The organism is Mycobacterium sp. 852002-51613_SCH5001154 (assembly GCF_001667425.1).
Taxonomy (GTDB): domain Bacteria; phylum Actinomycetota; class Actinomycetes; order Mycobacteriales; family Mycobacteriaceae; genus Mycobacterium.
Genome location: NZ_LZII01000020.1, coordinates 1 through 12,513 on the forward strand (window position 1 = coordinate 1; position 12,513 = coordinate 12,513).

Annotated in this window: 13 protein-coding genes; 5 read left to right on the forward strand and 8 right to left on the reverse strand. The window is 68.4% G+C overall.

What is annotated here, in order from left to right:
• Positions 1-240: 240 nt before the first annotated feature.
• Positions 241-945, forward strand: coding sequence for a response regulator transcription factor (locus tag A5750_RS06335; protein ID WP_066954966.1), 705 nt, complete (start codon positions 241-243; stop codon positions 943-945).
• Positions 923-2,440, forward strand: coding sequence for a cell wall metabolism sensor histidine kinase WalK (locus tag A5750_RS06340; protein ID WP_067261678.1), 1,518 nt, complete (start codon positions 923-925; stop codon positions 2,438-2,440). Before A5750_RS06335 ends, A5750_RS06340 begins: the two co-directional genes overlap by 23 nt.
• Here A5750_RS06340 and A5750_RS06345 read toward each other — a convergent pair.
• Positions 2,433-2,909, reverse strand: a complete 477-nt coding sequence (locus A5750_RS06345; RefSeq protein ID WP_066954962.1) for a lipoprotein LpqH — start codon at positions 2,907-2,909, stop codon at positions 2,433-2,435. The genes A5750_RS06340 and A5750_RS06345 overlap by 8 nt on opposite strands.
• 177 nt (positions 2,910-3,086) lie before the next feature.
• On the opposite strand from A5750_RS06345, the gene A5750_RS06350 reads away from it, so the two are divergent.
• On the forward strand, positions 3,087-4,961 hold the full coding sequence (locus tag A5750_RS06350) for an alkyl/aryl-sulfatase (protein ID WP_067261669.1): 1,875 nt from the start codon (positions 3,087-3,089) through the stop codon (positions 4,959-4,961).
• Here A5750_RS06350 and A5750_RS06355 read toward each other — a convergent pair.
• The 6 genes from A5750_RS06355 to A5750_RS06380 all read right to left on the reverse strand — a co-directional run bounded on the left by A5750_RS06355 (position 4,951) and on the right by A5750_RS06380 (position 10,414).
• The gene (locus tag A5750_RS06355; RefSeq protein ID WP_067261671.1) at positions 4,951-5,922 is read right to left on the reverse strand and encodes an NADPH:quinone oxidoreductase family protein; all 972 of its coding nucleotides are present in this window, start codon (positions 5,920-5,922) and stop codon (positions 4,951-4,953) included. The two genes, A5750_RS06350 and A5750_RS06355, sit on opposite strands and share 11 nt — an antisense overlap.
• Positions 5,922-6,533 carry a TetR/AcrR family transcriptional regulator gene (locus A5750_RS06360; RefSeq protein ID WP_066954953.1) on the reverse strand — a complete coding sequence of 204 codons (612 nt, stop codon included), beginning with the start codon at positions 6,531-6,533 and terminating at the stop codon, positions 5,922-5,924. The genes A5750_RS06355 and A5750_RS06360 overlap by 1 nt, the downstream gene beginning before the upstream one ends.
• Positions 6,530-7,837: an acyl-CoA dehydrogenase family protein gene (locus A5750_RS06365; RefSeq protein WP_066954950.1), complete on the reverse strand. Its 1,308-nt coding sequence runs from the start codon at positions 7,835-7,837 to the stop codon at positions 6,530-6,532. The genes A5750_RS06360 and A5750_RS06365 overlap by 4 nt, the downstream gene beginning before the upstream one ends.
• Positions 7,838-7,879: 42 nt before the next feature.
• Positions 7,880-8,644, reverse strand: coding sequence for an SDR family NAD(P)-dependent oxidoreductase (locus tag A5750_RS06370; protein ID WP_066954947.1), 765 nt, complete (start codon positions 8,642-8,644; stop codon positions 7,880-7,882).
• A 1-nt stretch (position 8,645) separates the two neighbouring features.
• On the reverse strand, positions 8,646-9,692 hold the full coding sequence (locus A5750_RS06375; RefSeq protein ID WP_066954944.1) for a phosphotransferase family protein: 1,047 nt from the start codon (positions 9,690-9,692) through the stop codon (positions 8,646-8,648).
• Positions 9,693-9,754: 62 nt separating this feature from the next.
• Positions 9,755-10,414, reverse strand: coding sequence for a class I SAM-dependent methyltransferase (locus A5750_RS06380; RefSeq protein WP_066954940.1), 660 nt, complete (start codon positions 10,412-10,414; stop codon positions 9,755-9,757).
• 104 nt (positions 10,415-10,518) lie between these two features.
• Between A5750_RS06380 and A5750_RS06385 the strand changes: the two genes are divergently transcribed.
• Complete coding sequence (locus tag A5750_RS06385) at positions 10,519-11,127, forward strand: histidine phosphatase family protein (protein WP_067261673.1); 609 nt, start codon at positions 10,519-10,521, stop codon at positions 11,125-11,127.
• A 9-nt stretch (positions 11,128-11,136) separates the two neighbouring features.
• Entirely contained in the window at positions 11,137-12,183 is a 1,047-nt protein-coding gene (locus A5750_RS06390) for a phosphotransferase family protein (protein ID WP_067261675.1), read from the forward strand.
• A 3-nt stretch (positions 12,184-12,186) separates the two neighbouring features.
• Here the strand turns inward: A5750_RS06390 and A5750_RS06395 are convergent.
• Positions 12,187-12,513 (reverse strand): lipopolysaccharide assembly LapA domain-containing protein (locus A5750_RS06395; RefSeq protein ID WP_197505370.1); only part of this gene is annotated, 327 nt, incomplete at its 5' end.

The window sequence follows — 12,513 nt, forward strand, 5'->3', positions numbered from 1 at the left end:
GGGGTGGGGGGCCGGCGCCGGGCGGGGGGTGTTTTTTTGCGGGCCCCCCGCCCCCCCCCGGGCGCGGGGGGGGGGTTTTGGTCCCCCCCCCCGCGCCCCCACCCCCCCCCCCGCCCCCGGGCGGCCCCCCCCCGCGATCCCATTCACAGGGGGCGCAAAGGTAGGCCATAGCGGCGGCTCAGCGCGGTGCGCATACTGGATCTTGTGACCCAGCCCCGATCCTCCGTCGAGCGGGTAGTCATGTGTCGTGCCGATGGCAACCCGATCAACGTGTTGGTCGTGGACGACGAGTCGGTGCTCGCCGAAATGGTGTCGATGGCGCTGCGCTACGAGGGCTGGAACATTGCGACCGCGAGCGACGGGGCGTCGGCCATCGCCGCCGCCCGCGCCCAACGCCCCGACGTGGTCGTCCTCGACGTGATGCTCCCCGATATGAGCGGGCTCGATGTCCTGCACAAGTTGCGCGAAGAGACCCCGCAGCTGCCCGTGCTCCTGTTGACGGCCAAGGACGCCGTGGAAGACCGCATCGCCGGGTTGACCGCGGGCGGCGACGATTACGTCACCAAACCGTTCAGCATCGAAGAGGTGGTGCTGCGGTTGCGGGCGCTGCTGCGACGCACCGGAGTGACGACGGTGGACAGCGGCGCGCAGCTGGTGGTCGGCGATCTGGTGCTGGACGAGGACAGTCACGAGGTCACCCGTGCCGGCGAGCCAATCGCCTTGACCTCCACCGAGTTCGAGTTGCTTCGATTCATGATGCGCAACTCCAAGCGCGTGCTGAGCAAGGCCCAGATCCTCGACCGGGTGTGGAGCTACGACTTCGGCGGCAGGTCCAATATCGTCGAACTCTACATCTCCTATCTGCGCAAGAAGATCGACAACGGCCGCGACCCCATGATCCACACGCTGCGTGGCGCGGGTTATGTCCTCAAGCCGGCTCGCTGACCCGGGGCGGGCCTGGTCCCTGCGGCTGCGGTTGCTTGTCGGGCAGATCGTCGTGCTGGCCATCGTGTGCGTCGGCATCACCGCGGTGACCGAGCTGGCGCTGAACCACCATCTGGTCAAGCAGCTCGACGGGCAACTCGCCGGCACGTCGTTCCGTTCGGCGCTGATGTACCCCGAACCGAACCGTCCGGGCTGGCGGCGCGAGCACTCCTACTACCCGCGGCCGGGCCCCGGCCCCCGATTCCTGGACGCCCCCGGTCAGCCGGCGGGCATGGTGGCCGCGGTGATCAACCACGGCAAAACGGTCGGCGCCGGCTATCTGACCGGTAGCGGCACCCGGGCCGCGCTGACCCCGACCGCCCAGGACCAACTGGAGCGGATCGCCGACAGCCGCGTGCCGGTCACGGTGGACCTGGATGGCCTCGGCCGCTATCGGGTGGTCGCCGCCCCGAGCCGAAACGGGGGCGACACCATCGTGACGGGGCTCTCGATGGCCAACGTCGATGCCACCCTGATCAGGATGCTGATCATCTTCGGCATCGTCACCGTGATCGCGCTGGCGGCCGCGACGATAGCCGGGGTCGTCATCATCCGGCGGGCGCTCGCGCCGCTGCGCCGCGTCGCGCAGACCGCGAGCAGGGTGGCCGACCTGCCGCTGGACCGCGGTGAGGTCGAACTCCCGCTCCGGGTGCGCGAATCCGACGCCAACCCCTCGACCGAGGTCGGCCAACTCGGGTCGGCCCTCAACCGGATGCTCGACCACATCGCGGCCGCGCTGTCGGCCAGGCAGGCCAGCGAGACCCGCGTCCGCCAGTTCGTCGCCGACGCCAGTCACGAGCTGCGCACGCCGCTGGCCGCGATCCGCGGATACACCGAACTGACCCAGCGCATGGGTGACGACCGGGAGGCGGTGGAGCACGCGATGAGCCGCGTGGCCTCCGAGACCGAACGAATGACGCGCCTGGTCGAGGACCTGCTGTTGCTTGCCCGGCTGGACTCAGGCCGGCCGCTGGAACGCGAGCCGGTCGATCTGTCGCGGGTGGCGGTCGACGCGGTCAACGACGCGCATGTCGCCGGGCCGGACCATCAGTGGGAGCTCGACCTGCCCGAGGAACCCGTGATCATCACCGGTGATGCGGCCCGGCTGCACCAGGTGTTGGCCAACCTGCTCGCCAACGCCCGCCTGCACACCGGCGCCCGCACGGTCGTGACCACCCGGTTGAGCACCGAGCCGGCGGACACCGTGCTGCAGGTCATCGACAACGGCCCCGGCATCCCGGCGGCGCTTCAGTCGGAAGTGTTCGAGCGCTTCGCCCGCGGCGATACCTCGCGCTCGCGCAAGGGGGGCAGCACCGGGCTGGGTCTGGCGATCGTCTCCGCGGTCGTCAAGGCTCACAACGGAACCATCACCGTGGACAGCTCGCCCGGCCATACCGAGTTCACGGTGCGGTTGCCACTCAACGGGTGGCAACCGCCCGCGTCCTCAGCTAGCTAGAGCAATTGACGTCGATTTCGAACGGCTTGTTCACCGGTTGCATCGGGTTGGCCATGTCGACCCCGGTGGCCGTCCCGGTGATCTTGTAGCTGTTGCCGTTCTTCTCGGCGGAGGCGTTGCCCTGGCCGGTCCCGGAGGTGTAGCCCAGCGTCACACCGTTGACGTTGCCCAGCCCGACCGACTTCACCTGGGGCGGGTTGGCGTCGGTGAGCACGGCGGCGATGCCGGTCGCTGCGCCACCGATCGCGATGTTGGTGTTGCCGCCGGCCGTGGTGCACACGACGGAGCCGCTCACGTTCTGGTCCTTGCCGTCGATGAGGACCTTGGTTCCGCTGGCAGCGCCCGCCGAGGTGTTCACCGCGGAGCTGGTGCCCGAACCGCCCGAACTCGACTTATTGCTGGAACAGCCGGAAATTCCGGCGGCCAGAACTGCCGCTCCGGCCACCGCGACCATCAGTCCACGCTTCACATGTTCTCCTTTGCCCGAAAGTTGCGACCCTCGGCATTGAGGGCCGTCTGGGGCAGTATGCGGGTTAACTGAGCCGAACACCTACGGTTCCGATTAATTGTTCCTGTCTTCGTCGGCCACCTGACAAGTTGCGCCGCAACGCCTCGCGAAAGGGTGCGTTGGTGGCAATGTATTGGCGTGGAGCGCACACCCCCCACCGCGGTCATCGAGGCGGCGCATCGCGCGCACGCGCTACCTTTCGATGACGACGCGGACTTTCACAACGCCGATCGCGGATTCATCGCCGCCCTGTCCCCATGCGTGATCAAGGCGGCCGACGGGCGCGTGGTCTGGGACAACGACGCCTACTCCTTCCTCGGTGGTCCCGCCCCGCCGTCGGTGCACCCCAGCCTGTGGCGGCAGTCCACGCTCGTGGCCAAACAAGGCCTCTACGAAGTGGTTCCGGGCATCTACCAGGTCCGTGGCTTCGACCTTTCCAACATCACGTTCGTCGAGACCGACACCGGCATCATCGTCATCGACCCGCTGGTGTCCACGGAGGTCGCGGCGGCGGCACTGGCGCTGTATCGCGCACACCGCGGGGGCGACCGTCCCGTCGTCGCGGTCATCTACACCCACAGCCATGTCGACCATTTCGGCGGCGTGCTGGGCGTCACCTCACAGGAGGATGTGGATTCCGGCGCGGTGGCCGTGCTCGCGCCGGAGGGCTTCGTCGAGCATGCGGTCCAGGAGAACGTCTACGCCGGCCCGGCCATGACGCGCCGGGCGACCTACATGTACGGCACGCTGCTGCCCCGCGGGCCCCGGGACCAGGTGGGCTGCGGGCTGGGCCAGGCGCCGTCCACCGGTGAGGTGGCGATCATCGTCCCCACCATCGAAATCCGCGAGACCGGCGAGAAGCACATCATCGACGGCGTGGAGATCGAGTTCCAGATGGCGCCCGGCACCGAGGCGCCCGCCGAAATGCATTTCTACTTCCCGCGATTCCGCGCGCTGTGCATGGCCGAGAACGCCACCCACAACCTGCACAACCTGCTGACCCTGCGCGGCGCCCTGGTGCGCGACCCGCACGCCTGGTCCGGCTACCTCACCGAAGCGATCGACGCCTTCGCCGACCGCGCCGACGTGGTGTTCGCCTCCCATCATTGGCCCACCTGGGGGCGGGAGAGCATCGTCGACTTCCTGTCGCTGCAGCGCGACTTGTATGCCTACTTGCACGACCAGACGCTGCGACTGCTCAACCGGGGCTACACCGGGGTCGAGATCGCGGAGATGTTCCAAATGCCCCCGGCGCTCGAGCGCGCCTGGCACACCCACGGGTATTACGGGTCGGTCAGCCACAACGTGAAGGCCGTCTACCAGCGCTACATGGGCTGGTTCGACGGCAACCCGGCCCGACTGTGGCCGCATCCGCCCGAGGCCCTCGCGCCGCGTTACGTGGCGGCGATGGGCGGAATCGACCGGGTCGTCGAGCTGGCCCAAACGGCGTTCGACGCCGGTGACTTTCGTTGGGCGGCAACGCTGCTGGATCACGCGATCTTCACCGAGAGCGGGCATATCGGTGCCCGGGCGCTGTTCGCCGACACGCTCGAGCAACTGGCCTACGGTGCCGAGAACGCCACGTGGCGCAACTTCTTCCTCAGTGGGGCAACGGAATTGCGCGACGGCAACTTCGGCACCGCGGCTCAGGTCGCGTCGCCCACCATGCTCTTGCAGCTGACCCCCGAGCATATCTTCGACAGCCTCGCCATCCGTGTCGACGGGCCACGCAGCTGGGATCTCGACCTCGCCATCGACATCGCCTTCGCCGATCTGGCCGCCAACTACCGGCTCACCCTGCGCAACGGGGTGCTCGTGTACCGCAAGGCGGCGCCCGCCCCCGCGACGGCGACGGTCACGGTCGAGCTGGCCGGCAAGTCTCGGCTGCTGACGGCGGCGCTGGGCGACTTCGACTCGCCCGGGCTACAGATATCCGGCGACCAGGCGGCGCTGCGGGCTTTCCTGGGTGTACTCGATCAGCCGGACCCGAGCTTCGACATCGTCACGCCGTGACGTCGATCACGACCTTGCCCAACACCTTCCGGTCGGCCACATGCCGCAGCGCGGCGGCGGTTTCGGACAAGGGGAACCGCGCGCCGATGTACGGCCGGATCGTGCCGTCGGCGAACATCTCCGACAGCTCCCGCATGTCGCGGATGGCCTCGTCGGGGTGGTCGGTCATGAAGGTGCGGATCTCCATGCCGCGCACACAGATGTCCTTGAGCAGAATGAGATTGAGCGGGATGGCCGGTATTGCGCCCGCGGCATAGCCCAGGGTGATGAAGGTGCCTCCGCGCGCGAGCCCGCGCAGCGCCGGCTCCGCATAAGGCCCGCCGACCGGGTCGATGATCACCCGGGCGGCGTCGCCGGTGAGCTCGCGGATGCGCGATTTCAAGTCCTCGCGGTCATAGTCGACGGTCGCCTCGGCGCCGCGCTGCCGGCACAGCTCGAGCTTCTCCGGGCTCGAGGCGGCCGCCAGCACCCGCGCCTTCATGGCGACGGACAGGTCGACCGCGGCCAGCCCGACACCGCCGGCGGCGCCCAGCACCACGACCCAATCGCCTTCTGCCACTGCGGCGGTCGATCGCAGTGCGTGGTACGCGGTGCGGTAGGTCACGCCGAAGGCGGCGGCCGACGCGAAGTCGGCGTCGTCGGGCACGAGCTCCGCCTGGCTCGCGTCCAGCAGCGCCAATTCGGCGAACGCACCGAAGGTGGTTCCCGAAACTCGCTGCCCTGGCTGGAATGGCGTGCCGGCACCGGCGGCGATCACTTCGCCGGCGATCTCGTTGCCCGGTATGAACGGCGGCGGAATCTTCACCTGATACTTGCCCGCGATGAAAAGCACGTCGGGAAAATTGACCGCGGCGGCGTGCACGCGCACCAGCAGCTGCCCCGGGGCCGGAACGGGGTCGTCGACGTCCTCGACAACCAGGTCTTCCGGATTGCCGTAGGTACGGCAGACCACGGCGCGCATCAACTGACCCCCAGACCGCGTAGACAAAACTCCACCAGGTGTGCGATGTCGTCGGACTTGGGCCGGTCGGCCGACCCCACGTATCGGCGCATGGTCGCGGCGGTGCAACTGAACACGGCCTCGACATCGCGCTCGACATCGCCACTTCCCAGCGCCGCAACGGGTTCGACGAGCAGATCGCGTAGCGGCCGCATCATCTCCTGATCCGCCGCACGCCAATTCGCGCCGGCCGACATCTGTCCGGCGGCCGCCCGGCTCAGGCTGATCAGGTGCGGGTCGGCCACCTGTGCCAACGTGCCCTCGATCCAGCGGGCGACCTGATCGCGGGGCTCGCGCTCCTTGGCCATCTGGTGCTCGAGGTAGGACACGACGATGGCCACGCCGCGTTCCATGACGGCCAGGATGAGATCGTCCTTACCGGCGAAATACCGGTAGAACGCCTTGTTCGAGGAACCGGCCTCGGCGACGATATCGCTCACCCGCGGAGGTTCCGGCGCGACCCGTTCCATGACACGGACCGCGGCGGCCAGGATGCGCTCCACCTCTTCGGTAGCCTCCCGCTGGCGGTCGTCGAGCGCCCGCTCGACCGCCGCGGTCACCCTGCTGCTCACGGCGAATCGGGCAGCGCCGGAACATGATTGACGAGGCCGCCGTACTTGGTGCGTGCGGCCTCCCGGCGGATGTCCAGCAGTTCGCTCGGCCACTCGGCGTCTTCGGCCTCGTAGTGTTTGAGCAGCAGCCGGGCCAGGTTGACCTTGTGGGCCTCGGTCGGCCCGTCGGCCAGGCCGAGGGCCACCCCGCCGAGCAGCACGTTGACCAGCGGCAGTTGGTCCGTGGTGCCCAGCGCGCCGTGCACCTGGATAGCGCGCAGTCCAATCGATTTCAGCACCTGAGACGCCAGAATCTTGCAGGCGCCGATCTCGGCGCGGGCCGCATGCTCCCCGGCGGTGTCGATCAGCCACGCCGCGTGCAGCACCGCCAGCCGGAACGGCATCAGCTCGGTGTAGGAGTCGGCGATGAACGCCTGCACCAGCTGCTTGTCGGCCAGCGAGCTGCCCTGCGTGAAACGGCTTTTCGCGCGGCGCGCCATCATCTCCACCGCGCGCTGGGCCACCCCGATCGACCGCATCGCATGGTGCAACCGCCCCCCGGCCAGCCGGGTCTGCAAGATCATGAAGCCTTGGCCCGGTTCGCCCAACAGCGCGTCCGACGGCACCCGGACGCCCTCGTAATGCACCAGGGAATGCCCGGGTTCGTGCGGCAGCGCGCCGACCAGGTGGTGGGTGGCCTCGATGGTCAACCCGTCGGTACCGGCCGGCACCAGGAACGTCGAGGCGCCGCGGTGCACGGGCACGTCCGGGTCGGTGATCGCGACGACGATGAAGAACGAGGCGACGGAGGCGTTGGAGGAGAAGTACTTTCGCCCGGTGATCACCCAGTCGTCGCCGTCGCGGAACGCGCGAGTCCGGAACACTCGCGGGTCGGCGCCGCCCTGCGGCTCCGTCATCGAAAAGCACGAGAAGATCTCTCCGGACAGCAGGCCGGCGAGGTAGCGGTCCTTTTGCTCCTGCGTTCCGAAGCGGGCGATGATCTCGGCGTTGCCGGTGTCGGGCGCCTGCGTGCCGAACACGATCGGCGCCCACGGGCTGCGGCCCAGAATCTCGTTGATCAACGTCAGCTTGACCGCGCCGAAACCCTGGCCGCCCAGTTCGGGGCCCAGATGCGGTGCCCACAAGCCTTGGTCGCGCACCTGCTGCTTGAGCGGATCGACGATGCGGCGACGCTCGTCGTTCAGCGGCAGGAACTCGCAACCCGGGAACAGCACCTCGAGGGGTTCGACCTCTTCGCGGACGAAGTCGCGTACCCAGTCGATTTTCTGCTGAAATTCCGGTTCGGTGGAGAAGTCCCAAGACATTCGAATGCTCCTACTCGTTCAGTCGCGCTTGCGATCGCCGCGTCAGGGAATTCCACCGTCGGCGCGCAGGATCGACCCCGTGGTGAAACTGGAGGCGTCCGACGCCAAAAACAGTGCGGCCCCGACGATTTCGCCCGGGTCTCCGGCGCGCTGCAGTGCAAGGTGGCCAAACGGCTTGCCGTGGGCCGCCTCGAGATTCCAGGCTTTGCTCACGTCGGTCAGGAAGGGTCCGGCCATCAGCGTGTTGACCCGCACCGACGGACCGAATGCCTTCGCCAGCGCCTCGGTCATGGCGTTGAGGCCGGCCTTGGCGGCGGCGTAGGGAACGATGTCGGGAGTGGGGCGCAGCGACCCGGCGGTGCTCACGTTGATGATGGACCCGCCGCCTGCCGCGACCATCCGCTCACCCACCAACGCCGACAACCGGAACGGCCCCTTGAGGTTGAGGTTGAGAACCGCGTCGAACAGTTTCTCGGTGACGTCGGTCAGCTTGTCGTACAGGGGGGACATGCCGGCGTTGTTGATCAGCGTGTCCACCTTGCCGAATCGGTCATAGGCGGCTTCGACCAGGCCGTCGAGCTGATCCCAGCGCCCGACGTGCACCTGATAGGGCATGGCGGAGCGCCCCGTTTCCGCCTCGATCTCCTTGGCCGTGGTCACGCAGTTGTCCATGTTGCGGCTGGCGATCACGACGTCGGCGCCGCAGCGTGCGGCGGCGAACGCCATCTCGCGGCCCAGTCCGCGGCTGCCGCCGGTGACCAGCACGACCCGCTCGGTGAGATCGAAAAGCCGGTCCGCGTAACCCATTTCACCGACCCCCGGAGGGCAAGGAGCGCGCGAGTGCGGCCGCCGTCGCGATCAGCTGCGGGATCATCGTCCCGAAGGCGTCCTGGACCTTGGGGTCGACCTTTCCGGTGTGCACCCCCGCAGCGTAGGTCTTTTCCAGCACGATGCCGAGCTTCCAATTCGCCAGCACCAGGTAGTAGTCGATGTTTTCGGTGGAAAGCCCGCTGACCGCCTCGTAGTGCCGCAGCAGTTCGCTGCGGGTGGGCATGCCGCTCATGTCGAGATAGAACCCGTCGGCGCGCGGCTTTTCGCCGTCGTAGCCCAGCAGGCACCACGCCAGGTCCAGCAGCGGGTCGCCGACCGTCGTCATCTCCCAGTCCACGATCGCGGCCAGCCGCGCCGGCTCCCCGTGGGCGAACATCACGTTGGCGAATTGGTAATCGCCGTGCATGATGCCCGGTTGGTAATGCGTGGGCCGATTGTTGCGCAGCCACTCCGAGGCCTCGTCGAGGCCCGGTAGGTCGCGCACCTTGTAGGCGTCGAGGAAGGTCAGCCAGCGGTCGACCTGCCGCTCATGAAATCCGTCCGGGCGGCCGAAGCCGTCCAGACCTTGAGCCCGCCAGTCCACCCGCCCCAGCTTCGCCGCGCCCTCGACGAGCTGGAAGGCCAGCCCGCGGCGGGCGTCCAGGTCGGTGTCGAACGGCGGCTGCCACCCGCCGTCCATCGGGCTCCACCCGTCGATGGCCTGCATGACGTAGAACGGCATGCCGAGCACGGTGCCGGTGTCGTCGGCGGCGATCAGCGCCGCGTGCGGGACGTCGGTGCCGGACAGGGCACGCACCAGCCGGATCTCGCGCAGCAAGCCGTCGATGCGCGCCGCATCGGCGCGGGCGCCGGGCATCCGCAGCACCATCCGCTCGCCGCCGCGGTCGAGCAGATACAGCGTGTTCTGCGAACCGCCCTTCAGCTGCTCCAGCCGCGGCTCCTCACCGTCGCCCGGCGCACCGTTCGCATCCAGCCAGCGGGCGAGAACACCCGCGTCCAGTCGGTCCTGACCCACCGTCGTCATCCGCACACCCCGCTCTCTGTGCGGAGAATAGCATTCTCGGCGTCGACCTTCGGCTTTTCGGCTCAGTCCGGCTTGTGCGCGGTGAGCAGAAACCCGGGTGCCATGAAATGTCCTTCATCGTCGTGCTCCAGATGTGCCAGCGGCCCGTCGGAGGACGGGGCCGCGTTGCCGTAGACCTTGGCCGGGCGCAGATCGTCGACCCGCCAGAGCGTCGAGACCACCTCGCGCAACTCGGTTTCGGTGAAGCCGCGCGGTCCGCCGTGGTCGGCGTCGCCCAGCGCGCCGGTGGCAAAGGCCAAGATGTACAGCCCCGCTCCCGGGGCGGCGGCCCGAAGGATCGATTGCAGATAGTCCTGGCGCTTCTCCGGCGGCAGCGCATGAAACAGCCCGCTGTCCATGATCGTGGAGAAGCGGCCGTCGTAGCCGCGGAAGTTCGTGACGTCGGCCTGCGCGAAAGTCGCCGTGGTCAGTCCTTGTTCCGCGGCCGCCATTGCAGCGGCCTGGATGGCGGTGGCGCTGCTGTCCAGGCCCACCACGGTGTACCCCCGCGCGGCGAGGGCCAGCGACAGCGCGGCATGACCGCAACCGGCGTCCAGCACATCGCTTCGGATGTTGCCCTCGTCGATCAGCACCCCCAGCTCGGGCTGCGGCCGGCCGATGCTCCACGGTGGCGGCGTCTCCTGCCGGTACGCCACATCCCAATCCCTGCTCGGCTCGGTCATTCGTCCTCCTCGCGGTCGGCATTTGTCTGAGCCCTATTTTGCGCGGGCCGTTCCGCATGCTTTGAATGAACACGTCGCGCTCAACCACAGACAGGAACACACCCATGCAATTGCTTCTGGTCCGGCACGCGCTGCCGCTGCGCAGCGAACACGGCGAGGGCTCCGACCCGGACCTGTCGGACGAGGGGCTGGCACAGATCGAGCGACTTCCCAAGGCGCTGGACCGGTTTCCCATCTCCCGGGTGGTGAGCAGCCCCCAGCGGCGCGCAATCCAGACCGCCGAACCGGTCGCGGCGGCGCGGGATCTCACCGTCGAGGTCGACGACCGATTCGCGGAATACGACCGGGACCTTCCGCTGTACATCCCGGTCGAGCAGATCCGCGAGGAAATGCCCGAGGAGTGGGCGCGCCTGGCCCAGGGCCACCTGCCCAGCGCGGTCGACGAGGACGCGTTTCTCGCCCGGGTGCGCGCGGCGGTCGACGACCTCGTCGCCTCCGTCGATCCCGACGACACGGTCGCGGTGTTCAGCCACGGCGGTGTGATCAACGTCCTGCTGCACCAGATTCTGGGGACGTCCCGGCTGTTGTCGTTCCCCGTCGACTACGCGTCGGTCACCCGGCTGCTGTTCTCGCGATCCGGTCAGGCGACAGTGGCGGGGGTCAACGGAGTCGAGCACGTGTGGGACCTGCTGCCGCGAAATCAGAGGTGGTAAACAAGTTCGGTGACTTCAGCTGGCCAACTCGAGGGCCTCGACCTGGCCTCGCTGGATCGGTACCTGCGTTCGCTCGGCATCGGACGCGACGGTGAGCTGCGCGCGGACTTCATTTCCGGTGGCCGTTCCAACCTGACCTTCCGCGTCTACGACGACGAGACCAGCTGGCTGGTGCGGCGCCCGCCGCTGCACGGCCTAACCCCGTCGGCGCACGACATGGCCCGTGAGTACCGAGTCGTCGCCGCGCTGCGCGACACACCGGTTCCGGTGGCGCGCGCGATCGCGCTGTGCGAGGACGACTCGGTGCTGGGCGCGCCGTTCCAGATCGTCGAATTCGTCGCCGGCCAGGTGGTGCGCCGTCGCGCCCAGCTCGAAGCCCTCAGCCACACCGTCATCGAGGGCTGCGTCGATTCGCTGATCCGGGTCCTCGTCGACCTGCACTCCGTCGACCCCGAGGCCGTGGGGCTGGCCGATTTCGGCAAGCCCAGCGGCTACCTGGAGCGACAGGTGCGGCGGTGGGGTTCGCAATGGGCGTTGGTGCGGCTGCCCGACGACCGCCGCGACGCCGACGTCGAGCGCCTGCACTCCGGTCTGCAACAGGCCATTCCCCAGCAAAGCCGCACGTCGATCGTGCACGGCGACTACCGGATCGACAACACCATCCTGAACCTCGACGACCCGACGAAGGTGCGCGCCGTCGTCGACTGGGAGCTGTCCACCCTGGGGGACCCGCTGTCGGATGCGGCCCTGATGTGCGTGTACCGCGACCCGGCGCTGGATTTGATCGTCAATGCGCAGGCGGCCTGGACGTCACCGCTGTTGCCGACGGCCGACGAGTTGGCCGACCGGTACTCGCTGGTCGCCGGCTTGCCGCTGGCGCATTGGGAGTTCTATATGGCCCTGGCTTACTTCAAACTGGCCATCATCGCGGCCGGCATCGACTTCCGCCGGCGGATGTCGGACCAGGCTCGCGGCATGGACTCCGACAACATGCCGGAGGTCGTGGCCCCGCTGATCTCGCGCGGGCTGGCGGAGCTCGCCAAGCTCCCCCGTTAGGCCCTAGCGCGCCGCGGCGTGATGCTTCTTGGCCGCGCGGCGCAGTTGCAGGATTCGCGCGGTGCCGACGGCCACCGTGATCAGCCCGCCGACCACCGCCGCGAGCAGGATGGCCACGCCCAGCGGCAGGCGCCAGTGCCAGCCCAAGAACGTAAAGGGCGTCTCCGCCGTGTTCTGGGTGATGAAGATCAGCAGCAGAATCAGAATCAGGAAGCCGCCGATCAGGGACGACCACAGCGCGCCGGCGCGGGTGAACCCGATCGCGGGTTCCTTGGGCGCCGCGCCCGGCTTGGGCGTCCTGCTGTGTTTCGCCGGCCCCGGGCTGCTGCT

Coding starts and splice junctions, on each gene's coding strand:
- A5750_RS06335 (WP_066954966.1), top strand. CDS start 241: ATGTGTCGTGCCGATGGCAACCCGATCAACGTGTTGGTCGTGGACGAC.
- A5750_RS06340 (WP_067261678.1), top strand. CDS start 923: ATGTCCTCAAGCCGGCTCGCTGACCCGGGGCGGGCCTGGTCCCTGCGG.
- A5750_RS06355 (WP_067261671.1), bottom strand. CDS start 5,922: ATGCGCGCCGTGGTCTGCCGTACCTACGGCAATCCGGAAGACCTGGTT.
- A5750_RS06365 (WP_066954950.1), bottom strand. CDS start 7,837: ATGTCTTGGGACTTCTCCACCGAACCGGAATTTCAGCAGAAAATCGAC.
- A5750_RS06370 (WP_066954947.1), bottom strand. CDS start 8,644: ATGGGTTACGCGGACCGGCTTTTCGATCTCACCGAGCGGGTCGTGCTG.
- A5750_RS06375 (WP_066954944.1), bottom strand. CDS start 9,692: ATGACGACGGTGGGTCAGGACCGACTGGACGCGGGTGTTCTCGCCCGC.
- A5750_RS06380 (WP_066954940.1), bottom strand. CDS start 10,414: ATGACCGAGCCGAGCAGGGATTGGGATGTGGCGTACCGGCAGGAGACG.
- A5750_RS06385 (WP_067261673.1), top strand. CDS start 10,519: ATGCAATTGCTTCTGGTCCGGCACGCGCTGCCGCTGCGCAGCGAACAC.